Below are 24,278 nucleotides of genomic sequence, written 5' to 3' on the forward strand. Positions count from 1 at the left end.
GCGAAGATTGCCCGTATGTATGTGCTGATCACGGGCGGCACCAACGGAATCGGGCTGGCGGGGGCACGTGGCCTGGCCGGGCGGGGCGCTCGGATCGGACTGGTGGCCCGGGATCGGGAGAAGGCGGCGCGGGTCGCCGGGGAGCTCGGTGACGCGGACGTGTTCCAGGCGGATCTGACGTCGCAGGCGTCGATCCGGGAGATGACGGCGGACGTCGCGGAGCGGGCGCCGGTGATCGACGTCCTGGTGAACAACGCCGGCGCGATCTACGGCACCCACCAGGTGTCCGCCGAAGGGATCGAGCTGACGTGGGCCTTGAACGTGGTCGCGCCGTACCTGATCACGCGGCTGCTCGCGGATCGGCTGGCCGTCGGCGCCCGGGTGATCGGCACCGCGTCGGACGAGCACGAGAAGGCGAAGGGGATCGACTTCGACGACCTCGGCGGGGAGCGGTTCTTCTCGGGGCCGTCGCGGCTGGCCGGCGGTTCGCTGCGCCGGTACGGCGAGACCAAGCTGGCGCTGATCCTGATGAGTGCGGAGCTGGCGCGGCGGATGCCCGCGATTCACACCTACACATTCGAGCCGGGGCTGGTCGCGACCGGGTTCAACACCAACAACGGCCGGCTGATGAAGCTGATGATGGCAATGACCAAGCCGTTCGCGCGGACCCCGGAGCAGGGCGCCGAGACGCTGCTCTGGCTGGCGACCTCACCGGACGTCGCGGAGGAGTCGGGGTACTACTACTCGCGCGAACGACGGACCGATCCCTCGCCCGCGGGCCAGGACCCGGCGGCGGCCGAGCGGCTGTGGACGACCCTGGCCGAGCAGACGGCGCTACCGAAATGAATCCCACAGCGGTATGGTGTTGGTATGAGCAAGCAGATCACCGTCCGGCTGCCGGATGACCTGGTCGACTTCATGGACGAGCTCGTCGCGACCGACAAGGCGACGAGCCGCGCCTCCGTGGTCGCCCGGGCGATGGTGCGTGAGCGACGGCGCGAACTGGCGGCCCGCGACCTCGACATCCTGAGTGAGCGCGGCGGGTACGACGACCTCGACGGACTGGCCACCGCCGCGGCCGGCACCGTGCTCAGCGACCTCGACTGAGTACGACGTCGTGCGTCCACTGCACATCGCCCGGCTCGACAAGCCCCGGCCGGTCGTCGTGCTGACCCGTGAACTGATCCGCCCGCGCCTCACCAACGTGACGGTCGCCCCGATCACCAGCACGATCCGCGGCCTGTCCACCGAGGTCCTGGTCGGGCCCGACAACGGCCTCGACCACCCCAGCGCGATCTCCTGCGACAACATCCAAACCATCCCGAAGGCACAACTCGGCCGCCTGATCGGCTACCTCCACCCCGACCAGGAACCGGCCCTGGCCGAGGCAATCAACCTCGCGTTCGACCTCGAGTTCTGAGCGCGGACACCATCACACCCCGAGCAACTGTGCCCGGTGTGCCAGCACGTACGCCGCAGCCGCTCGGTAGCCGCCCGCGTGGTCCTCGTCGGCATGCACCGCGAACGCCGGGTCGCGCGCCCGTACCCGCTCCTCGATGTGCGCACCGAACGACAGCAGTCTGATCGCCGCCAGATCCACCAGTTCGGCCGGCTCGACCCCGGCGTCGTACGAATCGCAGAACAGCCGAAGCCGTCGGGCACGCTCCGGCTCACTCGGCCAGCCGAACGACTCCAGCGAGGCCGGCGGATGGAACGGTACGAACTGGTGCGCGGTGTAGGCGAGGTCCCACCGGCGATTGGACGGCCGGATTGTGTCCCAGTCGATGATCCCGGTGACCTGGCGTCCCTCGAACACGAGGTTCCAGGGCGCCAGGTCGTGGTGCCCGATGCAGTCGATGGTGACCGGCGCCGCGACCTCCAGTGCGTTCCAGCTGTCCTGCTCGGCCGGGACGAAACCCTCGGTCGCGTCGTGCAGGCGGCGGATCGCGCGGGCAACGCTCACCAAAGCCTCGTCCGACCGCAGGTCCGCACTCAGCGGCGGGTATCCCGTGGTCCCTGGAAGGTAGGTCAGCGTCTCGGACGCGGTGTCGACGTCGACGAGGCGTGGCGCCAGATCGAATCCGACCGCCTCGAAATGCCGGAGCAACGCGTGAGTGTTCGCCGTACTGCGGCGGCGCTGGACGGTGTCGCCCCGACGGACCGGCTCGGAGAACCGGCCGCCGGGGAGAGCCTCGTCCATCGACTGCGGTCAGCCGAGCTTGCTGATGTCGCGGACCGCGCCCTTGTCGGCGCTGGTGGCCATCGCGGCGTAGGCGCGCAGCGCCGTGGTGACCTTGCGGTCGCGGTTCCTCGGGGCGTAGACGCCGCCGAGCGCCGCCTCGCGGGCTGCCAGTTCCTCGTCGCCGACCAGCAGCTCGATCGAGCGGTTCGGGATGTCGATCTTGATCCGGTCGCCGTCCTGGACCAGCGCGATCGTCCCGCCGGACGCCGCCTCGGGCGACACGTGACCGATCGAGAGTCCCGACGTACCGCCGGAGAAGCGACCGTCGGTGATCAGCGCGCACACCTTGCCCAGGCCGCGGCCCTTCAGGTACGAGGTCGGGTACAGCATCTCCTGCATCCCCGGTCCGCCCTTCGGGCCCTCGTACCGGATCACGATGACGTCGCCGGGCTGGATCTGCTTGGCGAGGATCTTCTCGACGGCCTGCTCCTGCGACTCGCACACCACCGCGGGGCCCTCGAACGTCCAGATCGACTCGTCCACGCCGGCCGTCTTCACCACACAGCCGTCGACGGCCAGGTTGCCCTTCAGTACGGCGAGACCGCCGTCCTTCGAGTACGCGTGCTCGCGGTCCCGGATGCAGCCGTTCGCCGCGTCGTCGTCCAGCGTCTCCCACCGCTCCGACTGCGAGAACGCGGTCGCCGACCGCTTGCAGCCCGGCGCCGCGTGCCACAGCTCGACGGCCTCCGGCGACGGCGACCCGCCGCGCAGGTCCCACGTCTTCAGCCACTCGTCGATCGAGTCGCTGTGCACGGTGTGGATGTTCTGGTTCAGCAGGCCGGCGCGGTGCAGCTCACCGAGGATGGCCGGGATGCCGCCGGCGCGGTGCACGTCCTCCATGTAGTAGGTGCCCTGCGGCGCGACGTTCGGCGCGACCTTCGCCAGGCACGGGACGCGGCGCGAGACCGCATTGATGTCGTCGAGGTCGAAGTCGACCTCCGCCTCCTGCGCGGCAGCGAGCAGGTGCAGGATCGTGTTCGTCGATCCGCCCATCGCGATGTCCAGCGCCATCGCGTTCCCGAACGCCTCCTTGGAAGCGACGTTGCGCGGCAGCACGGTGGCGTCGTCGTTGTCGTAGTACCGCTGGGTGATCCGTACGACGGTCTCGCCGGCCTTCTCGTACAGCGCGCGGCGGGCGGTGTGCGTGGCCAGCACCGAGCCGTTGCCGGGCAGCGAGAGGCCGATCGCCTCGGTCAGGCAGTTCATCGAGTTCGCGGTGAACATGCCGGAACAGGAACCGCAGGTCGGGCAGGCGTTCTCCTCGATCCGCAGGATGTCGGCGTCGGAGACGTTCTCGTTGACGGCCTCGGACATCGCGTCGATCAGGTCGAGCTTGCGGACCGTGCCGTCGACGAGCGTCGCGCGGCCGGCCTCCATCGGGCCGCCGGAGACGAACACGGTCGGGATGTTCAGCCGGAGCGCCGCCATCAGCATGCCGGGGGTGATCTTGTCGCAGTTCGAGATGCAGACCAGCGCGTCCGCGCAGTGCGCCTCGACCATGTACTCGACCGAGTCGGCGATCAGGTCGCGGGACGGCAGGCTGTAGAGCATGCCGCCGTGACCCATCGCGATCCCGTCGTCGACGGCGATCGTGTTGAACTCGCGGGCGATGCCGCCGGCCGCGTGGATCGCCTCGGACACGATCCGGCCGACCGGGGCCAGGTGCGTGTGGCCGGGGACGAACTCGGTGAAGCTGTTCGCCACCGCGATGATCGGCTTCCCGAAGTCCTCCCGGGCTACCCCCGAGGCCTGCATGAGCGCGCGGGCGCCCGCCATGTTGCGGCCGTGGGTGACAGTGCGGGACCTGAGAGCAGGCACGACGACATCTCCTTGCAGCTAGTACGTACCTATCGATACTGCCACGCTCGTCCGGATGCCGGTACGCGGGTCCCGGATCCTGGAGCACTGATTCTGTCCGTGGACACCTCTAGCCTGATCTCATGACCGGGAGTGCGCACGCGACGACGGGCTACGCGACCCGTCCGGTGCACCCTGCCCTGCGGCCGTACGTCGGTGACGTCATCGGCTACGCGTACGACGCCGATCCCCCGGACCTGCACCGCGGCCTGCCCTCCCGCTCCCTGACCCTGGTCGTCACGCTCGACGACCCCCTCGGGTTCGCGTGGCCGGGCGGTCCTGTGGAGAAGTACGACGCGCTGGTCGGCGGGCTGCACTCCACGGCCGTGCAGATCGGTCAGACGCCGAGCCGGGCCGGTGTGCAGCTCTCGCTGACTCCCGCGGCCGCGCGCGGCCTGTTCGGGCTGCCGCCGGGTGAGCTCGCGTCGGCGGTCGTCGGCCTCGACGACGTGCTCGGACGACCGGCCCGCGAGCTGACCGAGCACGTGCGTGCTGAGACGAAGTGGTCGGCCCGCTTCGATGTGCTCGAGGACATGTTGCTGCGGTGGCTCGGTGCGCGCCGGCCCAGTGCGGCCCGTCCGGAGCTCGACTGGGCGTGGCAGCGGCTGTGCGCGTCGAGCGGCGCCATCGGCGTACAGGAGCTGGCGACCGAGGTCGGCTGGAGCAGGCGGCACCTCACCGACCGGTTCACGTCCGAGTTCGGCCTGCCGCCCAAGGTCGCGTCCCGGGTCCTGCGCTTCGAGCGCGTCACCAGCTACCTGCGCGGCCACCCCCACACCCGGCTGTCGGACCTCTCGGCCGCCGCCGGCTACGCCGACCAGTCGCACCTGACCCGCGAGTTCCGGTCGATCGCCGGCTGCTCGCCGAGGCAGTGGATGACCGAGGAACTGCCGAGTCTGCCGAGTAATCCACAGGTTGCGGCGATCGCGCCAGCATCGTCGGCCGGATCTCACTAAACTCGCCGGGGTGAGTGAGACGACCGAGTTGCCCGATTCCGAAGCGCTTCAGGTTCTCCGGCGGGTGTTCGGGTACGAATCCTTCCGCGGTGAGCAGGCCGACATCATCGACACCGTCGTCGCGGGCGGTGACGCGCTGGTGCTGATGCCGACCGGTGGCGGCAAGTCGCTGTGCTACCAGATACCGTCGCTGGTCCGGTCCGGCGTCGGCGTGGTGATCTCGCCGCTGATCGCGTTGATGCAGGACCAGGTGGACGCGCTGACCGCGCTCGGCGTACGGGCGGGATTCCTGAACTCCACGCAGGACTTCGAGCAGCGGCGTGAGGTCGAGCAGGCGTTCCTGGCCGGCGAGCTCGACCTGCTGTACCTGGCGCCCGAGCGGCTGCGGGTGGAGTCGACCGTGCGGCTGCTCGACCAGGGCAAGATCGCGCTGTTCGCGATCGACGAGGCGCACTGTGTGTCGCAATGGGGCCACGACTTCCGGCCCGACTACCTGATGCTGTCCGAGCTGCACGAGCGCTGGCCCGACGTCCCGCGGATCGCGTTGACGGCGACGGCGACCGAGGCGACCCATCAGGAGATCGCGACCCGGCTGAAGCTGGACGAGGCGAAGCATTTCGTCGCGAGCTTCGACCGGCCCAACATCCAGTACCGGATCGCCCCGAAGGACAACCCGCAGCGCCAGTTGCTCGACCTGCTCCGCACCGAGCACGCCGGCGACGCCGGCATCGTGTACTGCCTGTCCCGCAACAGCGTCGAGAAGACCGCGGCCTTCCTCACCCAGAACGGCATCGAGGCCGTGCCGTACCACGCGGGCCTGGACAGCCGGACCCGCGCGACGAACCAGGCGCGGTTCCTGCGCGAGGACGGGCTGGTCGTGGTGGCGACGATCGCGTTCGGGATGGGCATCGACAAGCCGGACGTCCGGTTCGTCGCGCATCTCGACCTGCCGAAGTCCGTCGAGGGGTACTACCAGGAGACCGGCCGCGCGGGGCGGGACGGGCTGCCCTCGACCGCCTGGCTGGCGTACGGGCTGCAGGACGTCGTACAGCAGCGCAAGATGATCGACACGTCCGAGGGCGACCTCGCGCATCGACGGCGGCTGAGTTCGCATCTCGACGCGATGCTCGCCCTCTGCGAGACCGTGCAGTGCCGGCGGTCGCAACTCCTGGCGTACTTCGGCCAGCACGGCGACGCCTGTGGGAACTGCGACACGTGCCTGACACCGCCCGAGTCGTGGGACGGGACGATCGCGGCGCAGAAACTGCTGTCGACGGTGTATCGGCTGCAGCGTGAGCGCGGGCAGAAGTTCGGTGCGGGACAGCTGATCGACATCCTGCTCGGCAAGGAGACCGAGAAGGTCAAGCAGTTCCGGCACGACCAGCTGACAGTGTTCGGGATCGGCACCGAGCTGAAGGACCCCGAGTGGCGTGGCGTCATCCGGCAGCTGCTCGCGCTGCGGCTGCTCGCCGTCGAGGGCGACTACGGCACGCTCGTGCTGACCGAGGAGAGCGGCGAGGTGCTCGGCAAACGGCGCGAGGTGATGATGCGCCGCGAGCCCGAACGCACCCGGTCTTCGAGCAGGTCGTCGGGCGGGAAGAAACCCGCGGTCGATCTGCCACCGGAGGCGGCGCCGGTGTTCGAGCGGTTGCGCGCGTGGCGGGCAGCCACGGCCAAGGAGCAGGGCGTGCCGGCGTACGTCATCTTCCACGACGCGACGCTGCGGCAGATCGCCACCGACCAGCCGTCGTCGCTGGCCGAGCTGGGCACGATCAGCGGCATCGGCGAGAACAAGCTGACCAAGTACGGCGACGGCGTCCTGGAGACATTGGCCGCGGAGTGATGTCGAATCGTGTTCGCGGTCTTCGACGCCTGGGCAAGGGTGCGGAGCGGCCGGACCCGCAGAGACTGGAGAACGCTCATGTCCTCATCGGTGCTGTTGATGTCGATGTCCGCCGACGGCTACATCGCCGGGCCGGACGACCGGCCCGGTAACCCGGGCGGCGACGACTTCATGCGGTTGCACGAGTGGTACCTGGACGCGGACGGCGAGGTGGGCCGCCCGGACGGCGAGCCGGGCGAGATCTGGGACGAGTTGAACGCGACCGGCGCGGTCCTCGTCGGCCGTCGTACGGCGGAGCAGGTCGACTACTACGGCGGCGACCACCACGGCGTACCGATCTACGTCCTCAGCCGCGACCCGTCACCGGTCGACTACGAGAACGTCCACGTCGTCGGCGATATCGAGACCGCGATGGCGCAGGCCAAGGCGGCGGCCGGCGACAAGGACGTGCTGGTCCACGGCGCGGTCACCGCACAACTGGCACTGGCGGCCGGTGTCCTCGACGAGCTGCAGATCAGCCAGGTCCCGGTCCTGTTCGGCAGCGGCCTGCGCCTGTTCGACGTACTCCCCGACCGCGTCGAACTCGAGATCGTCCGCGTGATCGACACGCCACGAGCGACCCACCTGCGCTACCGGGTCCGCCGCTGATCAGCTGAGCAGCGGTTCCAGCGCCTTGGTCAGGTCGCTCATCGTCCGGTCGATGTGCCGCCCGCCGTCGGCGAGGATCACGGCGATCGAGATCTTCTTCTCGGGGACCACGACCAGCAGGCTGGTGTGATCGGGCATGTCACCTCCGTGGCCGTAGGCGTCCCCGAGACCGAACAGCCGCGTGAAGCGCATGGTCCCGAGCCCGTACTCGCCGTCCCCCGCGGTCATCTGGCGAACCAGGTCCGCGGGGAGCAGGCGGCCGCCGTACAGCTCGTAGCCCCAACGCGCGACCGTCGGAGCGTCGGCGGCCAGCCCGCCGAAGGCCGCGACGGAGCTGGCGAACGCCCGGCACGGCACATACCCGTCGGGCGCGCCGCAGACCTCGTTGTCGTCGTTGGCAACCGGCGGCTGCGGCTTCTCCGCGTCCTGGAACGCGGCGCGCCGCAGACCGGCCGGTGTCGCCAGATCGCGGCGAAGCACGGTGGCCAGCGGCTGCCCGGCGACCTTCTCGATCAGCAGGCCGAGCAAGGCGTAGCTCGGACTGCTGTAGCTGAACGTGCCGTCCGGCTCCTTGATGGTCGGTGCGTAGTAGTTCAGGGTCTCCGCGAGCGTCCAATGCCGGCTGGGCGCCGCGGCGACGGCCTGGTCCAGTTGGCTGATGTCGTACGGCGAGAAGTCCGGAACACCCGCTGTCATCGACAGGTGCTGCCGGACCGTCGCGCCGTTGGCGGTCAGCTTGTGCTGCACGTAGTGCGCCAGCGGGAGGTCGAGGTTGAGCTTTCCTTGGCTCGCGAGCAGCATCACCTCGGCTGCAACAAACGTTTTGGTGATACTGGCGACGGCCATGCTCGTATCGGCGCGCAGCGGCGTACCGCGGATGTCCGCGCCGGCCGCGCCCGACCACGTCCAGTGATCGGTGACCACGGCCGCCGTGATGCCGCGCGAGCCGGACGGGCTGTCCGGGAACGCGACGGTCTTCGCCAGCACGTCCTGCAGCGTCTTGGCCCGTGCCGGGTCGAGTGTCTGCGTCCCCTCGGCCGGAAAGCCCGTCTGCGCAGGCGTCTGCGGCGAAGGTACCGGCACGTCTCCCCCACCAGAGCACCCCACCAACGCGATCACCAGGAGGGCGGCCGCGCTCCACCGCATCCTTCGATGATGCCACCGGATCAGCGATCAGCCCAGTAGCGGCTGCACCGCGGTCAGCAGTCCGGTCATCGTGGTGTCGACGTGTTTGTTGCCGTCCGCAAGGAGTAGCGCGATCGCGAGCTTCTTGGCCGGGATCACGATCAGCAGACTCGAGTGATCGGGCATGTCACCGCGATGACCGTACGCCGGGTCCGTCCCGAACTGCTGCGAGAACAGCATCGTGCCCAGTCCGTACTCGCCGTCGCCGCTGGTCATGTCCGCGACCAGCTCGGTCGGCAGCACGCGGCCGCCGTACAGCTCGTAGCCCCAGCGCGCGACCGTCGGCGCGTCGGCGGCCAGCCCCGCGTTCGCCGCGGACAGGCTGGCGATCGCCCGGCAGGGAAGGTATCCGTCCGGTGCGCCACACGCCGGGTTGGCGTCGGCGACCACCGGAGCCTGTGGCTTCTCGGTGTCCTGGAAGGCCGCGTGCTGCAGACCGGCCGGCGTCGCGAGGTCCCGGCGGAGTACGGCGGCGAGCGGTTGCCCGGTCACCTTCTCGATCAGCAGACCGAGCAGAACGTAGCTCGGGTTGCTGTAGTTGTAGGGGCTGTTGGGCGGCCCAACGGGCGCGCTGTCGTAGGACAGCGCCTGTTCCGGGGTCCAGTGTTTGCCGGGCGCTGCCGCGATCGCCTTGTCCATCCGGCCGTAGTCCTCCGGCGAATAGTTCGGTACGCCGGACGTCATCGAGAGGTGCTGGCGAACGGTCGCGTTGTTCGCGGTCAGCTTGTGCTTCACGTACGTCGACAGCGGTGCATCGAGATCGACCTTCTTCGCCTTCGCGAGCAGCATCACCTCGGACGCGACGAACGTCTTGGTGATACTCGCGACCGCCATGCTCGATGTCGGCACGAGCTTCGTCCCGCGCGCGTCGACCCCGGCGGCACCCGACCAGCTCCACTGATCGGTGACCACCGCCGCGGTCACGCCCCGCGCGCCGGACTCGATGTCCGGCATCGACACCACCTTCGCGAGCACGTCCTGCAGCACCTTCGCCTTCGCCGGATCGAGCGCACCCGTTCCCGGGTCGGGGAAGCTCACGGCGGCCGGAGTGCTTGGTGGGCCCGCGGGCTGCCCGCCCCCGCCCGAACAGCCCACCAGCCCCAGCACCAGCAGTACTGCCACCCCAGTTCGCACCATCTGTCGATGATGACAGCGGAGCAGCCCACGACCCCCTTCCCGATCGGGCAGTGTTCGACGGGTCAGGCCTGGGAGATGTAGAGGCGGTTTCCGTCCGGGTCGCGGAGGCTGAACATCGGCGGGACGCCCGGCCACTCGAGCAGTTCGTCGGTGTCGACGCCGGCGCCGAGGAAGTACTCGTGGGCCGCCTTCGCGTCCGGGCTGGCCATCCGGATGCCGGTGTCGACGCCGGCCGGGTTGCCTTCACTCGCCGGGACGAGCGCGATGGTCGACGCCGCCCCGGACGGCGCGACCACGATCCACCGCCCGCCGAGCTGCGGCAGCGGGGCATCCATCACCAGGCTGAAGCCAAGAGTCTCGGTGTAGAACGCCACCGCCCGGTCCTGATCGGTCACCGGTACGCCGACGGTCATGATCTCGCTGATGTGGCTCATGGTGGTTCTCCTTCGTGAAGAGGTGCTTTCACCAGGAGGTAGAACCCGATCCGCGGTTTTCGACATCGCCACGGAAAGAATTCTCGCGGCCCTCGTGACAAGTCGAGCACGTCCGACGCCCCCGACCGACCCACCGCGGTGGCTCAGAGTCGGGTGGGGGTTGGGGAGGATTGCTTGCCGGATCGGGTAGGAAATCCTCCCCAGCCTCCGCGCGCGGCCGACGGTGGAGGCAGCGAGAAGCCCCGGACGCCTGCGTTCAGGCGGTCCGGGGCTTCTTCAGCAGCGTCTGACTGCTGCGTGACGTACTACTTCGCGACGACTCGCAGGGTGATTTCTGCCTCGCCGTCGCCGGTGGAGCGGGTGACGATGCCGGCCGAGCGGAGCGCGGCCAGGTCCTTGTCCTCGGAGAACCGGTCGCTGAGCGCGCCGGCCGCCTCGAAGTCGACGTACCCGATCATCACGGCGCCCTTGGTGTCGGGCAGGGCCTGCTTGAAGTTCTCGGTGCCGCCGAGGTTGCCGCCCTTCAGCACCGTGTCCGCGTAGTCCTTGCTGGTCGAGACGACGAGCGTGTCGTCGTCCTTCGCGGTCTCGATCGGGATGTTCGCCGACGACCGCTGCCGGAGCAGCGAGGTCAGCTTCTGCACGACCGGCTCGGCCTTCGCCGGGTCGGTCTCCATCCGGGCCGCGATCTTCGGGCCATCCGCGGTGTCCTTGTCGATCGAGACCGACAGGTTCTTGCCCGCGAGGCTCTTCAGGTCGTCCGGCAGCTTCAGGCCGGTCTCCTGCGCGATCTCGTCGATCATCGGCTGGAGCTTGTCGCCGCCCGCCTTCTGCACCTGCGCCCAGGCGGTGTCGATCAGGCTCTCGCCACCGGAGATCGCGATCGCGCCGGCGGTGCTGTCCGGCAGCTTCGTGACCAGGTCGCCGGCGTCGGCGGCACCCACCTTGACGCTCTTGTCGCCGTGCGCGATGCCCTTGAGCTCGACGTACGACGCGTCGAACCGCAGCGCCACCGCGGCAGTCGCGTCACCGAGACCGGCGATCTGTCCGGAGTCGACCTTGCCGCTGATCGAGGCCAGGCCCTTCGCGTCCGCCCAGCCCGAGATGAAGCCCTGCTCGCCGAGCTTGTCCATGTCCGCGCTGAACTTGGCGTTCTTGCTCAGCGGGTTGTCCTTCGCCGTCGCGATCGCCGAGTCGACGGTCGCCTGGTCCTCGGCCAGCAGCATGTAGCCGTTGCTGAACGCGCGACCGGGCTTCTCGTCCTCGTTCGCCAGCAACTTGTCCATACCCTTGGTCGCGGCGTCCTCGTCCTTGATCTGGACCGCGACCACCGGGACCGGCTCGTCCTTGCCCTCGGCCGGCGGCAGCGCGGCGAATCCGGCGCGGTCACCGAGCCACGGCTTGATGTCCTTGTCGTAGTCGACCTGGGCGAGGTCGTCGCCGGCGGACTTCTTGATCTGCTCGAACAGCTTCTGCTTCAGGTCGTCCTGCTCACCGGTGAGGCCGAGGTTGTCCTTCACGGACGGGAACTTCATCATGAACCGGATCGCCGCGACCTTCTGGCCGGCGGACGGGTTCAGGTCCACGCGGACGTACCCGACCGCGGTGCCCGGCAGGACGTCGGCCGGCTGCTTACCGCCGCCACCGAGCTTGCCGTAGGCAAAGATGCCGCCGCCCGCGACCACCAGCACCATCGCCAGGGCGGCGATGATCGGGATCAGCTTGCCGCGCTTCTTCTTCGGCTCCGGCTGCCACTGCTGCGGACCGCCGTACCCGGGGCCCTGCGGCGGCTGCCCACCGACGTGCATCTGCTCGTACGACGCCTGACCCGGCTGACCGTACGGCGCGCCGGGCTGTGGGCCTTGCGGACCCTGGGGACCGCCGTACTGCGGGCCGCCCTGCTGCGGGGCACCGTACTGCTGGCCCTGCTGCGGAGCGCCCTGCTGTGGGCCGCCGTACTGCTGGCCCTGCTGCGGAGCACCGTGCTGCGGGCCGCCGTACTGCTGGCCCTGCTGCGGGTAACCCTGCTGGCCCTGGTGCGGGCCCTGGGGACCGCCCTGCTGGGGCCAGAGGTTCTGCCCCTGCGGGTTCTGACCCTGCGGCGGACCGTACTGCGGCTGCTGACCGCCGGCACCTGGGTACGTGGGTGGTTGGTTCTGGTCGGACATATGCTCCCTCGCTGGCTCCGGTGGCCTCACCGCCGGACCTACAAAGGCTAGTGGAGCGGCGGTCCAGGGTCCGACGCAGCAGGTTGCGAAGTGGTTGCAACCGGGTCGGCGCGCCAGGTGGTGGCCGCGATGATCGCGCAGGCCAGGGCGGCACCGACCAGCCAGGAGGCCGCCGGAGTCCAGGTGTGCAGTTCCAGCGGGGCCGAGACGAGGTCACCCGGGTGAGCGGCCCGCAGCCGCGGCTCGAGCGGGTCGTGCCCGAGGAGCATGCCAACACCCCACGACACTCCGGCACCGAGACACGCACCGAGCGTGACGATCGCGACCGACCACGGGCCGTAGTTCCGCAGCCACCAGAACAACGCGGCGCCGAGCACCACCGCCGTCACGAACCCGATCGCGGTGAACGTCCCGTCCGGCCCGAAGATCCGGGTCATCTGCTCCTCGCCCAGCGCGCCACCCTGCTCGTCCACGGTGTACTGCGCCAACGGCGAGAATTGCTGCCATCCCCACCCGGCCACCACTCCGGCGACCAGGAACACCACCACGGTCACCAGAACCGCCTTCGCCCACGGCAACCGGGCCTCCTCCACCACCGGCGCCCCGAACGGGGTGAACGACGGCGGTGCCAGGTACGGCGACGACTGCGACGGCTCCGGTTGACTCACGACGCCAGTGTGACGCATGGGTTCCACCATCGATCAGCTGGCCAGGCAGGACGGGCCCAGGAGGGCTTTCAGGTCGGCCATGAGGGATGAGGTCGGTGTCACGCGGAAGCGGTCGCCGATCCGCATGACCGTCGTTTTCTGGCGGGCCTGGAGGCGGAGGTGGACCTCGGTCATCCCGGGGTGCGACGTCAGGATGTCCTTCAGCTGGTCGACGACCGGCGGGGTGCAGCGGTTGACCGGCATCGTGAGCACCACCGGGCCGCTCGGGCCCTCGGTGAGGTCGGGGACGACGACCTCGTCACCGCTCAGCTCGAGCCGGTCCTCGCGGCGGCGTACCCGGCCCTTCATCAGGATGATCGCGTCGTTGGTGAGCAGGTGCGCGTGCAGCTGGTACGCCGAGGAGAACATCATCACCTCGATCGAACCTTCGAGGTCCTCGATGGTGACGATCGCGTAGATGTCGCCGCGCTTGTTCACCTTCCGCTGGACCGCGGTCACCAGGCCGCCGATCGTCACCCGGCTGCCGTCCGGCCGCTCCTCGTCGGCGAGCAGCTGACCGATCGTGCAGTCGCTGCCGTTGGTGAGCACGTGCTCGACGCCGAACAGCGGGTGGTCGGACACGTACAGCCCCAGCATGTCGCGCTCGTGCGCCAGCTTGGTGGCCTTGTCCCACTCCTCGATCTCCGGGACGGTCACGGTCAGGCGGCTGTTGCCCTCGCCCTCGTCCGCGTCGTCGTCACCCATCGAGAACAGGTCGAACTGCCCGTGCGCCTCGTTCCGCTTGAGGTCGATGGCCTCGTCGACGGCCTGCTCGTGCACCGCGACGATCGCCCGCCGGGCGTGGCTCATCGAGTCGAACGAGCCGGCCTTGGCCAGCGACTCGATCACGCGCTTGTTGCAGACCGGCAGCGGCACCTTGTCGATGAAGTCGACGAAGTCGGTGAACCGGCCCTTCTCCTCGCGGGCCGCGACGATCTCGGCGACCACGTTCACGCCGACGTTGCGGATCGCGGACAGGCCGAACCGGATGTCGGTGCCGACCGGGGTGAAGTTCGAGTCGGACTCGTTGACGTCCGGCGGCAGCACCTTGATACCCATCCGGCGGCACTCGTTCAGGTAGATGGCCATCTTGTCCTTGTCGTCCTTCACGGACGTCAGGACGGCGGCCATGTACTCCGCCGGGTAGTTGGCCTTCATGTATGCGGTCCAGTACGAGACCAGACCGTACGCCGCGGAGTGCGCCTTGTTGAACGCGTAGTCGGAGAACGGCAGCAGAACGTCCCACAGCGCCTTGATCGACGCGTCGGAGAACCCGTTGGACTTCATGCCCTGCTCGAAGCCGACGTACTCCGCGTCCAGCACCTCGCGCTTCTTCTTGCCCATCGCCCGGCGCAGCAGGTCCGCCTTGCCGAGCGTGTAGCCGGCCAGGCGCTGGGCGATCTCCATCACCTGCTCCTGGTACACGATCAGGCCGTAGGTGACGCCGAGAACGGGCTCCAGCGCGACCGCGAGCTCGTCGTGCGGGTAGCTGATCTCCTGCTGCCCGTTCTTGCGGAGCGCGTAGTTGGTGTGGCTGTTCGCGCCCATCGGGCCCGGCCGGTAGAGCGCCGTACTCGCGGAGATGTCCTCGAAGTTGTCCGGCTTCATCAGCCGCAGCAGCGCCCGCATCGGCCCGCCGTCGAACTGGAAGACGCCGAGCGTGTCACCGCGCGCCAGCAGGTCGTACGTCGGTTTGTCGTCGAGGTCCTTGCTCAGCTTGTCCAGGTCGACCGTGATGCCGTGCGCGGCCTCGATGTTCTTGACCGCGTCGTCCATGATCGTCAGGTTCCGCAGACCCAGGAAGTCCATCTTGACCAGCCCGAGCGTCTCGCAGCTCGGGTAGTCGAACTGGGTGATGACCTGGCCGTCCTGCTCGCGGCGCATGATCGGGATCAGCTCGATCAGCGGCTCGCTGGACATGATCACGCCGGCCGCGTGCACACCCCACTGGCGCTTCAGGTTCTCCAGGCCGCGGGCGGTGTCGACGATCTTGCGGACGTCCTGGTCGCCCTCGTACAGCGTGCGGAACTCGCCGGCCTCGGAGTACCGCTTGTGCTGCGGGTCGAAGATGCCGGACAGCGGGACGTCCTTGCCCATCACCGCGGGCGGCATCGCCTTGGTGATCCGGTCGCCCATCGCGAACGGGTAGTCCAGCACCCGGCCGGCGTCCTTGATCGCCTGCTTGGCCTTGATGGTGCCGTAGGTGACGATCATCGCGACCCGGTCGTCGCCGTACTTCTCGGTGACGTACCGGATCACCTCGGGGCGGCGACGGTCGTCGAAGTCGATGTCGAAGTCGGGCATCGACATGCGTTCCGGGTTCAGGAAGCGCTCGAAGAACAGACCGTGCAGCAGCGGGTCGAGGTCGGTGATCTTCATCGCGTACGCGCACATCGACCCGGCGCCGGAGCCACGGCCCGGGCCGACCCGGATGCCGTTCGCCTTGGCCCAGTTGATGAAGTCGGCGACGACCAGGAAGTACCCGGCGTACCCCTTCGAGACGATGACCTCGATCTCGTAGTCGGTGCGCTTCCGGACGTCGTCCGGGATGCCGTCGGGATACCGGAAGTGCAGACCGGTCTCGACCTCGGCGACGAACCACGACTCCTCGTTGTGGCCCTCGGGGCACGGGAACCGCGGCATGAACCGGCCCTCGCCCTCGGTGAAGCTCACCTCGCACTGCTCGGCGATCAGCAGCGTGTTGTCACACGCCTCCGGGAAGTCCTTCCAGACCTCGCGCATCTCGGCCGCGGTCTTGACGTAGAACTCGTTCGCGTCGAACTTGAACCGGTTCGGGTCGGACAGCGTCGAGCCGGACTGGACGCACAGCAGCGCGGCGTGCGCGGTCGAGTCCTCGGGCTTGGTGTAGTGCAGGTCGTTGGTCGCGACCAGCGGCAGACCGAGCTCCTTGGCCAGCTTCAGCAGGTCGCCCTGGATGTTCCGCTCGATGCCGAGGCCGTGGTCCATCAGCTCGCAGTAGTAGTTCTCCCGGCCGAAGATGTCGCGGAACTCCGCGGCGGCCTCCACGGCCTCCTTGTACTGCCCCAGGCGGAGCCGGGTCTGCACCTCGCCGGACGGGCAGCCGGTGGTCGCGATCAGGCCCTGGCCGTAGGTGTTCAGCAGCTCGCGGTCCATCCGGGGCTTGAAGTAGTAGCCCTCGAGGCTGGCCAGCGAGCTCATCTTGAACAGGTTGTGCATACCGGAGGTGTTCTTCGCCAGCAGCGTCATGTGGGTGTAGGCACCCGAGCCGGAGACGTCGTCGCGGCCGGAGTTCGCGTCACCCCACTTGACCCGCTTCCGCTCCGAGCGGTGGGTGTGCGGCGTCAGGTACGCCTCGACGCCGATGATCGGCTTGACGTCGTACTTCTTCGCGGTCCGCCAGAACTCGTAGGCGCCGAACACGTACCCGTGGTCGGTGGTCGCGATCGCCGGCATGCCCATTTCCTGGGCGGTCTTGAACAACTCGTCGATCCGCGCGGCGCCGTCCAGCATCGAGTACTCCGTGTGCACGTGGAGATGCACAAAACTGTCGCTGGACGCCATATCGACGCAGACCTCCCAGGGCGCGATTCAGATGAACCGCTACAGCCTATGCGGGCCCGTGGACAGTTCTGAACCGGCTCACCGACACACCGCCCACCGCCCGCTATCCGGGCGTGGACCGAACCAGATTCACACCAGTTCGCACCCCGGAGGTGCGGCAAGGGTGGAGCGGCCGACCTGGCGTCGAGCAGGGGTCTCAGGGACGCCAGGTCAGCCGGATCAGGCGCCGTCCGGCAGGAGGGTCCAGACGGCACTGTTCGGGGGAAGCTTCTCGCCGGCCTCGAGGTTGCTGGCGAGGAGCAGGGGCCCGTCGACCGGGTTGCAGACCGGCTTGGGCGAGCAGTTGACGGCGCAGGCGAAGCCGCCGCCACGGGTGAACGCCAGGACGCCGGGCTCGGTCGGCAGCCAGCGGAAGTCCTCCGACCCGAGTGCGGGGAGGCGGTGGCGCAGAGCGAGCGCCTCCCGATACAGGTGCAGCATCGAGTCACCGCGGTCGAGCATCCGGTCGACCGCGTGCTCCGCGAACCAGTCCGGCTGCGGCAACCACGTCGTACCGGCGGAGCCGTCCGGTGAGAAGCCGAACACGTCATGCTCCGCCGTCCACGGCAGTGGGACGCGGCACCCGTCTCGTCCTCGGCGGACCCCGCCGGTGCGGTGGAACATCGGATCGGTGAGGAGGTGCTCCGGCAGGTCGGTGACCTCCGGCAGACCGAGTTCCTCACCTTGATAGAGGTACGACGATCCCGGCAGCGCGAGCATGAGCAGTGCGGCCGCTCGCGCCCGGGCCAGGCCGAGGTCGAGATCGCCGGGTCCGGCGCCTGGTGCACCTCCGGCATACCGGGTGAGGGACCGTGGCATGTCGTGGTTGTTCAGCACCCAGGCGACGGAGGATCCGGACCCGGCGATCGTCTCGAGCCCCCGGTCGATCACGTCGTACAGCTCCGCCGCGTCCCAGCCGGCGCGGAGGAACTCGAAGAAGAAAGTCTGGTGCAGCTCGTCCGGGCGCTGGTACTCCGCGAGCTGCTCGGTGTCGAGCAGTCCGACCTCGCCGACCAGGACCCGCTCCCGGCCGGTCCGCTGGGTGTATTCCTCCGCGACGGCTCGCCAACTGCGCCACACGTCGTGCACCTCGGGTTGGTTCCAGGCGTGCGGGTTGATCGGGTCGCCGGTCAGCTCGTCGTGACCGGCGAGCTCATGGTCCGGGAGCCTTTCGGCCTTGTGCAGCCCGTGCGCGACGTCGACCCGCAGTCCGTCGGCGCCACGGTCGAACCAGAACCGCAGTACCTCCTCGAAGGCCGCCTCGACGTCCGGGTGCCGCCAGTTGAAGTCGGGCTGCTCGGCCGCGAAGGTGTGCAGGTACCACTGGCCGTCAGGCACCCGCTGCCAGGCGGAGCCACCGAAGATCGACCGCCAGTTGTTCGGCGGTTCGTCGCCCTGACCGTCCGCGAAATGAAACCGGTCCCGCTCCGGGCTCCCGGGTCCGGCCGCGAGCGCCGCCAGGAACCAGCGGTGCTCGATGGAGCAGTGGTTCGGTACGACGTCGACGATCACCTTGAGGTCGAGGCGATGGGCGTCGCGGACCAGCCGGTCGAACGAGTCCAGCGTTCCGTAGTCCGGATGGACGCCGCGATAGTCCGAGACGTCGTACCCGTGGTCGCGCAACGGCGACGGGTAGAACGGGTTCAGCCACAGCCCGTCGACGCCGAGGCTGCGCAGGTACGGCAACCGGGCCCGGACGCCGTCCAGGTCGCCGATACCGTCACCGTCGGAGTCCGCGAAGCTGCGCACGTAGACCTGGTAGATCACCGCGTTCCGCCACCAGCCGGGCGTGCTGCCGCGGAGCGGTGGGCAACTCGTCTCGGCAGCCATCGGGAACCTCGGCAACGTGTGAGAGGGGACAACGTTGTCAGCAAGGATGCGCAGACCAGCCGGCAAAGACATCGGGACACCTACGTATTTCGGTACCTAGGTACCGCTGGCACCGTTACCGATCGGGGTGCTCGGCCACCCAGCGGCCGACCTGCGCCCGGGAGGCGAAGCCCAGCTTGCTCAGGATGTGCTCGACATGGGTCTCGGCAGTGCGCTGCGAGATCACCAGACGGGCGGCGATCTCCCGATTGCTGAGGCCGTCACCGAGCAGTACGGCGATCTCGTGCTCCCGCCGCGTCAGCCGCCCGGCCAGCCCAGGCTTCGCCGCGCTCTCCCGCTCCTCCCCCAGCGCCAGGGCGACCGCCTGTTCGAACGAGTACGCCGCCCCCTGCGCGAACGCCGCGTCGAAGACCACGTCGCCGACCGCTGCCCGGATCCCCTGCTCGGTCCGGTCGTCGAACTGGCTGTACGGCGTCGTCTCGTTGACATGCGCACCGCTGGACCGCCACACCGCCCGCGACGCACCCATCAACCGGGCGGCCCGCTCGTCCGGTGCGGCCGAGCCGGCACACCACGAGAGCGCCTGCACGCAGAACCCGATCCCGGTCCGGTCGTTCAGCGGCTGCCACAACCGGATCGCCTCCCGGAACGACCGGCTCGCCTCGTCGAACTGATCGTGGTCGCGCCACCGCACGATCCCGACACTCCACAGCGCATAGGCCTTCGACGAGTCCGCTCCCCGGGATGCGGCCAGGTCGTACGCCGCCTGGCTGAACCCGTCCGCCCGCGGATCGCCGAGGAAGAAGGTGGTCGCGGCCAGCAGGATCAGCGAGTCGAACTCGCCGAGCTTGTCGCCGGCCGCACGATACCCGGCCAGACCTTCCTCCAGCAGGGCGATCGCGCCGGGCAGGTCACCCTGGTACAGAAGCGCATGTCCGGCGACCTCCGCGATCCGGGCGCGCAGCGGATCGTCGTCGTACCGCTCGGCGAGCTCTGCGCACTCGGCCAGCAGCAGGGCCAGTTGGTCCGTCTCGCCGAGGAACATCGCCAGATAGCCACCCGCCCAGAGCCCCAGGGCCCGCGCGGGCGTCGGCTCCGGCGCCGCACCGATCGCCAGCGTGAGGTATCGGTGACCTTCTCGGAGGAAGCCGGCGAACCAGAAGTTCCACAGCGGTGCGGCGATCTCGACGGCGACCGGACCCTCGCCAGGCTCAGCCAGGCAGAAGTCCAGCGCGGCCCGCAGATTGTCGTGCTCACGGCGCATCCGGATGAACCAGTCGGCCTGCCCCGGACCGAAGCTGTCCTCCGCCCACGCCGCCGTCAGCGCCCGGTAGTAGTCACGATGCCGGAGCTTGAACTCGCGGGTCCGGCCGGCCTCGGCCAGCCGCAGGCCGCCGTACTGGCTGATCGTGGTGAGCAGGTCGTACCAGGCGACTGTGTGAGCGGTGGCCATGGTGCGGGTGATGATCGACTTGTTCACCAGACCCGCGACCAGGTCGAGCACCTCGTGCTGTGAGATTCCGTCGCCGGAACAGACCTCCTCCGCGCCCTCGAGATCGAAGCCGCCGGAGAAGACCGACAGCCGCTCCCACAGCAGCCGCTCGGCAGGTGAGCACAGGTCGTAGCTCCAGGTCACGGCGGCGTCCAGCGCTTGCTGCCGGACCGGTCCGGCAGGCCTTCCACCGGACAGCAGCCGGAAGCGGTCCTCGAGCCGCTCCAGAATCTGCGACAAGGACAGCGTCCGCATCCATACCGCCGCGAGCTCCAGCGCGAGCGGTACGCCATCCAGTTGCCGGCAGACCTCGATCACCTGAGCCCGGTTGCTCGCGTCGATCTCGAACTCCGGCACCACAGCGCGCACCCGGTCGGCGAAGAGAACCAATGACTCGTACTGAGCCACGTCGCCGTCCGGGGCGTCCGCCGGCGGTGTCGCCAACGGTGGCACCGCGAGCACCTGCTCACCTTCTACGCCCAGCACGTGCCGGCTGGTCGCGAGGATCCGGAGCTGTGGCGCGGCAGCCAGCAGCTTGCTCGCCAGTACGGCGCAGGCGTCGGCCACCTGTTCACAGTTGTCCAGCACCAGCAGCAGGTGCTTGTCTTCCAGATACTCGGCGAGATCCGCGGTCGGGTCGGCCGATACCTGGCTCAGCTCCAGCGCTCCCGCCAGCGTGTGTCCGAGCAGCGCGGGGTCGTGCAGCGCGGCCAGTTCGACGAACCACACTCCGTCGGAGAAGATACGCCGTACGTCGGCAGCCATCCGCAGCGCCAGGCGGGTCTTGCCGACTCCCCCGGTTCCGGTCAGCGTCAGCAGACGGCTGCTCGACAGCAACCGCCTCGTGTCCGCCAGCTCGCGACGCCGCCCGACGAAACTCGTCAGCTCAGCCGGCAACCGCCCACGAGCCGGCGCTGCCGGCTTCGACCCCGCCATGCCTCAGCGTAGGCCGGATTCGAGCGCTTGAGACCGGCTCAGAGCCCACAGCGCTGGTCGAGCGGCTCTAGACCAGCTCGCGACGGTCCCCGTCGATGACGAGGGCCTGGCCATCAGTCAGCTTGACGTTGGGTACGCCGGTGCGGTCGTAGAGCTCTGCGACCTTCGCCAGGAGCTCCGTCTCCGGATGACCGGGTGAGTCGAGGTGGGGGACGATCGCGTGGTCGAGGACCCCGAGGCCCTGCCAGATAACCTCACCGTCGAGGGCGGTCGTGTCGTCACACAGCTCCAGACCACGCAGGCTGGGCGCCAGGACACACGGTCCTGCGCTGTAACCGGCGTACACCAGTTCCTCTGCGCGGATCAGGTCCGGCAGGATCTGGTCGGCGCCTGAGCGTGCCATGGCGATGCGGAGCACGAACACGTTGCCGCCTCGCATCCAGATCCCGTCGTACGCCGACAGCCTGGCGCGGAGGTCGTCGCCGGCGACCTCGCGCAGGTCGAGTTCCTCGGCGCGCAGACCCAACCCGGTCAGCCAGGTGATCTCCTCGGCGACCTTCTCCCGGCGTACGTCGGGGGCCTCGGCGTCGATGGAGTTGCAGACGACCGCGACGCTTGGGTTGCGTGGCAGCAGGGCGACCAGGTGTTCCGGGTGGTCGCCGAGGCGGAAGGAGGAGAGGTACAGCTTCACTGGGCGTCGACGAGCAGGTCGAGAGCGTGTTCCAGGTCGTCGGGGTACTTCGAGGTGAACTCGACGTACTCGCCCGTGCCCGGGTGCGTGAAGCCCAGGCGCATCGCGTGCAGCCACTGGCGGGGCAGGCCGAGGCGTTCCGCGAGGACCGGGTCGGCGCCGTACGTCAGGTCGCCGCAGCACGGGTGGCCGATCGCGGACATGTGGACGCGGATCTGGTGGGTGCGCCCGGTCTCGAGGGTGATCTCCAGGAGAGTCCCGTACCGGAACGCCTCCAGGGTCTCGTAGTGCGTGATGCTCGGCTTGCCGCCGGCCACCACGCCGAACTTGTAGTCGTGGTGCGGGTGCCGGTCGATCGGCGCGTCGACCGTACCGGTGAACGGGTCGGGATGGCCCTGCACCAGAGCGTGGTAGATCTTCTTGACCGTGCGCTCCTTGAAGGCGCGCTTCAGGACGGTGTACGCGTACTCCGTCTTCGCGACGACCATCAGCCCGGACGTCCCCACGTCCAGCCGGTGCACGATGCCCTTGCGCTCGGCCGCGCCGCTCGTGGAGATGGCGAAGCCCGCGCCGGCCAGGTGCCCGATCACGGTCGGGCCGGTCCATCCCGGCGACGGGTGCGCGGCGACGCCGACCGGCTTGTCCACGACCACGATCTCGTCGTCGTCGTACACGATCCGCAGGTTGTCGACGGTCTCCGGTACGACGGTCACCTCGGACGGCGGCGCCGGCAGTTCGACGTCGAGCAGGACACCGGCCGCGACCCGGGACGACTTCGGCGCCGCGGCCCCGTCGACCTGGACCAGGCCGGACTCGATCAGCTCGGCCGCCTTCGTCCGGGAGACGCCGAACAGGCGGGACAACGCCGCGTCCAGCCGCTCGCCCGCGAGACCGTCGGGCACCATCACAGTTCGGGAGCTCACTTGCGGTGCTCCCGGGTGCCGTCGAGCCGGATGCCGCGCAGGGTCTGGATCACCAGCAGTACGGCGGCCGACGTCACGGCCATGTCCGCGACGTTGAAGATCGCCCAGTGCGGGGTCTGCAGGAAGTCGACCACGTGCCCGTGGAACGGCGACGGCTCGCGAAAGATGCGGTCCAGGATGTTCCCGACCGCACCGCCGAACAGCAGGCCGAACGCGACCGCCCAGCCCACCGACCGGAGCTTGCGGGACAGGTACACCACCCCGAGCGCCACGGCGATCTGGATCGCGCTGATGTACGGCGTGTAGCCCGCACCCAGGCTGAACGCGGCGCCCGAGTTCCGGATCAGGTTGAACTTGAGCAGCGACCCGATCACATCCACCGGTTCGCCCGGCGTGAGATGCGCCAAAGCCAGCGCCTTCGTCAACTGATCCAAGAACAAAACCACCAACCCGACCCCACCGAACAGCACAGTCCACTTCCACGGCCTGCCGCCGGCCTCGCCGCCGCGGGCGGCGACATCGGCCGCAGAGGAAGAGGTGGTGGAGGCCACCGCATCTTCCCCGGTGGACGACGGAGAACCGGCCGACGGGTCGTCGGCCGGTTCCGGTGTGGCTTCGTCCTCCACCTGGTCGGACGAGGTGGGGTCGTTCAGCGGCGTTCCTGGCGTTCTTTGCATGAGACGCACAGTGTCGCACGCGGGAACGCCTGCAGCCGACCCTTGCCGATCGCGTTGCCGCAGTTGTCGCAGACGCCGTACGTGCCGTCGTCGATCCGGGTCAGCGCGAACTCGATCTGGTTGAGCATGTCGCGGGCGTTGTTGGCCAGCGTCAGCTCGTGGTACCGCTCGAGGGTCGTGGAGCCGACGTCCGCCTGGTCGTTGCCGGCGCCGTCGCTGCCGTCGCGGAACAGGCCCGCGATCTCCTGCTCGGCGTCCTTGATCTCCTGCTTGAGGTGCTCGACCTCACCCTCCAGCTCCGTGCGCAGCTCGGCCAGCTCGGCAGCGGTCCACGGGTCCTCACCCGGCTTCACCTTGAAGGTCTCGGCCGTGTGTGCAGCGGACTTCGCCGGCGCCGTCGCCGGGGTCCTGTTCTCGTTCGTCTTCATGGCCACCCTCTTCGTCGGAGCTTTCTTGGCAGGGGTCTTAGCCGCTGTTTTCTTGGCCGCGGTGGTCGCAGACGACTTCTTCACCGCGGAGTTCTTCTTGGCCGGTTCGGACTTCTTGCCGGCGGCGCTCTTCTTGGCCGCGGCAGAGCTTGGGGCGGCGGACTTCTTGCGTGCCGATGTAGCCATGGTGAGCTACCCCCTGCCTTCCGTCGGAGACTGAAGCGGACTGGTCGCAAGACAGTAGGCCACGCGAACACCGCGTGCCAGCCCGACGCGCAGACCGTGGACATACGGTAGTCGGTTCTTCAAGTCCGCTCGATGTTCTGCGCGTCACAACCGCATTGCGGACATCACTGTCCGTAATAATCTCCGTCCCCCGACTCTCTCGCAGCAGAATTGTCCACCCGGATTTCCCGCCACACCAGCCATTAACGATTCGTAGTCACCAGGTACGACGCCGTACACTGAGGACCGCGAACCGCAAGGCAGTGATGGGGCCATCACCCCGGAGTCGCCGGAAGAACAGTTCCGTCAGGGACCTA

General features: G+C 68.9%; 21 protein-coding genes. 7 read left to right on the forward strand and 14 right to left on the reverse strand.

The annotated features are described in order from the left end of the window. Positions 1 to 15 precede the first annotated feature (15 nt). The 3 genes from E0H92_RS16335 to E0H92_RS16345 are packed head-to-tail and all read left to right on the forward strand — an operon-like array spanning position 16 to position 1,420. Positions 16 to 846, forward strand: a complete 831-nt coding sequence (locus tag E0H92_RS16335) for an SDR family NAD(P)-dependent oxidoreductase (protein WP_131496835.1) — start codon at positions 16 to 18, stop codon at positions 844 to 846. Positions 847 to 870: 24 nt separating this feature from the next. Then, positions 871 to 1,107 (forward strand): ribbon-helix-helix domain-containing protein, encoded by a 237-nt coding sequence (locus tag E0H92_RS16340; RefSeq protein WP_131462781.1) that lies wholly within the window; start codon positions 871 to 873, stop codon positions 1,105 to 1,107. A 10-nt stretch (positions 1,108 to 1,117) separates the two neighbouring features. After that, on the forward strand, positions 1,118 to 1,420 hold the full coding sequence (locus E0H92_RS16345) for a type II toxin-antitoxin system PemK/MazF family toxin (RefSeq protein ID WP_131288663.1): 303 nt from the start codon (positions 1,118 to 1,120) through the stop codon (positions 1,418 to 1,420). A gap of 12 nt (positions 1,421 to 1,432) precedes the next feature. On the opposite strand, the gene E0H92_RS16350 is transcribed toward E0H92_RS16345, so the two are convergent. Both E0H92_RS16350 and ilvD read right to left on the reverse strand, forming a co-directional pair. Continuing rightward, positions 1,433 to 2,200: a phosphotransferase gene (locus E0H92_RS16350; RefSeq protein WP_131496836.1), complete on the reverse strand. Its 768-nt coding sequence runs from the start codon at positions 2,198 to 2,200 to the stop codon at positions 1,433 to 1,435. Between the two features lie 9 nt (positions 2,201 to 2,209). Further along, positions 2,210 to 4,060: a dihydroxy-acid dehydratase gene (gene ilvD, locus E0H92_RS16355; RefSeq protein ID WP_131462778.1), complete on the reverse strand. Its 1,851-nt coding sequence runs from the start codon at positions 4,058 to 4,060 to the stop codon at positions 2,210 to 2,212. Between the two features lie 122 nt (positions 4,061 to 4,182). Between ilvD and E0H92_RS16360 the strand changes: the two genes are divergently transcribed. The 3 genes from E0H92_RS16360 to E0H92_RS16370 all read left to right on the forward strand — a co-directional run bounded on the left by E0H92_RS16360 (position 4,183) and on the right by E0H92_RS16370 (position 7,546). After that, positions 4,183 to 5,055: a helix-turn-helix domain-containing protein gene (locus E0H92_RS16360; protein WP_131496837.1), complete on the forward strand. Its 873-nt coding sequence runs from the start codon at positions 4,183 to 4,185 to the stop codon at positions 5,053 to 5,055. Between the two features lie 10 nt (positions 5,056 to 5,065). After that, a complete protein-coding gene (gene recQ, locus E0H92_RS16365; RefSeq protein ID WP_131462776.1) occupies positions 5,066 to 6,898 on the forward strand; it encodes a DNA helicase RecQ in 1,833 nt (610 codons plus the stop codon). Between the two features lie 78 nt (positions 6,899 to 6,976). Next, on the forward strand, positions 6,977 to 7,546 hold the full coding sequence (locus tag E0H92_RS16370) for a dihydrofolate reductase family protein (protein WP_131496838.1): 570 nt from the start codon (positions 6,977 to 6,979) through the stop codon (positions 7,544 to 7,546). On the opposite strand, the gene E0H92_RS16375 is transcribed toward E0H92_RS16370, so the two are convergent. The 4 genes from E0H92_RS16375 to E0H92_RS16390 form a co-directional block, all read right to left on the reverse strand. Then, positions 7,547 to 8,692, reverse strand: coding sequence for a serine hydrolase domain-containing protein (locus E0H92_RS16375; RefSeq protein WP_131496839.1), 1,146 nt, complete (start codon positions 8,690 to 8,692; stop codon positions 7,547 to 7,549). A gap of 27 nt (positions 8,693 to 8,719) precedes the next feature. Continuing rightward, the gene (locus E0H92_RS16380) at positions 8,720 to 9,868 is read right to left on the reverse strand and encodes a serine hydrolase domain-containing protein (protein WP_131462773.1); all 1,149 of its coding nucleotides are present in this window, start codon (positions 9,866 to 9,868) and stop codon (positions 8,720 to 8,722) included. 62 nt (positions 9,869 to 9,930) lie between these two features. Continuing rightward, positions 9,931 to 10,302 carry a VOC family protein gene (locus E0H92_RS16385; protein ID WP_131462772.1) on the reverse strand — a complete coding sequence of 124 codons (372 nt, stop codon included), beginning with the start codon at positions 10,300 to 10,302 and terminating at the stop codon, positions 9,931 to 9,933. A gap of 305 nt (positions 10,303 to 10,607) precedes the next feature. Then, on the reverse strand, positions 10,608 to 12,110 hold the full coding sequence (locus tag E0H92_RS16390) for a DUF3352 domain-containing protein (protein WP_238173454.1): 1,503 nt from the start codon (positions 12,108 to 12,110) through the stop codon (positions 10,608 to 10,610). On the opposite strand from E0H92_RS16390, the gene E0H92_RS45055 reads away from it, so the two are divergent. Next, a complete protein-coding gene (locus E0H92_RS45055) occupies positions 12,105 to 12,521 on the forward strand; it encodes a hypothetical protein (RefSeq protein ID WP_238173455.1) in 417 nt (138 codons plus the stop codon). The genes E0H92_RS16390 and E0H92_RS45055 overlap by 6 nt on opposite strands. Here E0H92_RS45055 and E0H92_RS16395 read toward each other — a convergent pair. The 8 genes from E0H92_RS16395 to E0H92_RS16430 form a co-directional block, all read right to left on the reverse strand. Beyond that, entirely contained in the window at positions 12,518 to 13,138 is a 621-nt protein-coding gene (locus E0H92_RS16395; protein WP_238152782.1) for a hypothetical protein, read from the reverse strand. The genes E0H92_RS45055 and E0H92_RS16395 overlap by 4 nt on opposite strands. 33 nt (positions 13,139 to 13,171) lie before the next feature. Continuing rightward, positions 13,172 to 16,720 carry a DNA polymerase III subunit alpha gene (dnaE, locus tag E0H92_RS16400; protein ID WP_131496841.1) on the reverse strand — a complete coding sequence of 1,183 codons (3,549 nt, stop codon included), beginning with the start codon at positions 16,718 to 16,720 and terminating at the stop codon, positions 13,172 to 13,174. A 219-nt stretch (positions 16,721 to 16,939) separates the two neighbouring features. Next, complete coding sequence (locus tag E0H92_RS16405) at positions 16,940 to 18,589, reverse strand: glycoside hydrolase family 13 protein (protein WP_131496842.1); 1,650 nt, start codon at positions 18,587 to 18,589, stop codon at positions 16,940 to 16,942. A gap of 115 nt (positions 18,590 to 18,704) precedes the next feature. Next, positions 18,705 to 21,017, reverse strand: a complete 2,313-nt coding sequence (locus E0H92_RS16410) for an ATP-binding protein (protein ID WP_131462767.1) — start codon at positions 21,015 to 21,017, stop codon at positions 18,705 to 18,707. 67 nt (positions 21,018 to 21,084) lie between these two features. Then, positions 21,085 to 21,708: a Type 1 glutamine amidotransferase-like domain-containing protein gene (locus E0H92_RS16415; protein WP_131462766.1), complete on the reverse strand. Its 624-nt coding sequence runs from the start codon at positions 21,706 to 21,708 to the stop codon at positions 21,085 to 21,087. Next, positions 21,705 to 22,613, reverse strand: a complete 909-nt coding sequence (locus tag E0H92_RS16420) for an RluA family pseudouridine synthase (RefSeq protein WP_131497443.1) — start codon at positions 22,611 to 22,613, stop codon at positions 21,705 to 21,707. Before E0H92_RS16420 ends, E0H92_RS16415 begins: the two co-directional genes overlap by 4 nt. Positions 22,614 to 22,627: 14 nt before the next feature. After that, positions 22,628 to 23,308, reverse strand: a complete 681-nt coding sequence (gene lspA, locus E0H92_RS16425; RefSeq protein WP_131496843.1) for a signal peptidase II — start codon at positions 23,306 to 23,308, stop codon at positions 22,628 to 22,630. After that, positions 23,281 to 23,922 carry a TraR/DksA family transcriptional regulator gene (locus tag E0H92_RS16430; RefSeq protein WP_131462764.1) on the reverse strand — a complete coding sequence of 214 codons (642 nt, stop codon included), beginning with the start codon at positions 23,920 to 23,922 and terminating at the stop codon, positions 23,281 to 23,283. The genes lspA and E0H92_RS16430 overlap by 28 nt, the downstream gene beginning before the upstream one ends. Positions 23,923 to 24,278 lie beyond the last annotated feature (356 nt).

Origin of the sequence: Kribbella speibonae, from assembly GCF_004331375.1 — a bacterium.
GTDB lineage: Bacteria > Actinomycetota > Actinomycetes > Propionibacteriales > Kribbellaceae > Kribbella > Kribbella sindirgiensis.

Coding starts and splice junctions, on each gene's coding strand:
- E0H92_RS16335 (WP_131496835.1), top strand. CDS start 16: ATGTATGTGCTGATCACGGGCGGCACCAACGGAATCGGGCTGGCGGGG.
- E0H92_RS16340 (WP_131462781.1), top strand. CDS start 871: ATGAGCAAGCAGATCACCGTCCGGCTGCCGGATGACCTGGTCGACTTC.
- E0H92_RS16350 (WP_131496836.1), bottom strand. CDS start 2,200: ATGGACGAGGCTCTCCCCGGCGGCCGGTTCTCCGAGCCGGTCCGTCGG.
- E0H92_RS16360 (WP_131496837.1), top strand. CDS start 4,183: ATGACCGGGAGTGCGCACGCGACGACGGGCTACGCGACCCGTCCGGTG.
- E0H92_RS16370 (WP_131496838.1), top strand. CDS start 6,977: ATGTCCTCATCGGTGCTGTTGATGTCGATGTCCGCCGACGGCTACATC.
- E0H92_RS16375 (WP_131496839.1), bottom strand. CDS start 8,692: ATGCGGTGGAGCGCGGCCGCCCTCCTGGTGATCGCGTTGGTGGGGTGC.
- E0H92_RS16380 (WP_131462773.1), bottom strand. CDS start 9,868: ATGGTGCGAACTGGGGTGGCAGTACTGCTGGTGCTGGGGCTGGTGGGC.
- E0H92_RS16385 (WP_131462772.1), bottom strand. CDS start 10,302: ATGAGCCACATCAGCGAGATCATGACCGTCGGCGTACCGGTGACCGAT.
- E0H92_RS16390 (WP_238173454.1), bottom strand. CDS start 12,110: ATGCACGTCGGTGGGCAGCCGCCGCAGGGCCCCGGGTACGGCGGTCCG.
- dnaE (WP_131496841.1), bottom strand. CDS start 16,720: ATGGCGTCCAGCGACAGTTTTGTGCATCTCCACGTGCACACGGAGTAC.
- E0H92_RS16405 (WP_131496842.1), bottom strand. CDS start 18,589: ATGGCTGCCGAGACGAGTTGCCCACCGCTCCGCGGCAGCACGCCCGGC.
- E0H92_RS16410 (WP_131462767.1), bottom strand. CDS start 21,017: ATGGCGGGGTCGAAGCCGGCAGCGCCGGCTCGTGGGCGGTTGCCGGCT.
- E0H92_RS16420 (WP_131497443.1), bottom strand. CDS start 22,613: ATGGTGCCCGACGGTCTCGCGGGCGAGCGGCTGGACGCGGCGTTGTCC.
- lspA (WP_131496843.1), bottom strand. CDS start 23,308: ATGCAAAGAACGCCAGGAACGCCGCTGAACGACCCCACCTCGTCCGAC.
- E0H92_RS16430 (WP_131462764.1), bottom strand. CDS start 23,922: ATGGCTACATCGGCACGCAAGAAGTCCGCCGCCCCAAGCTCTGCCGCG.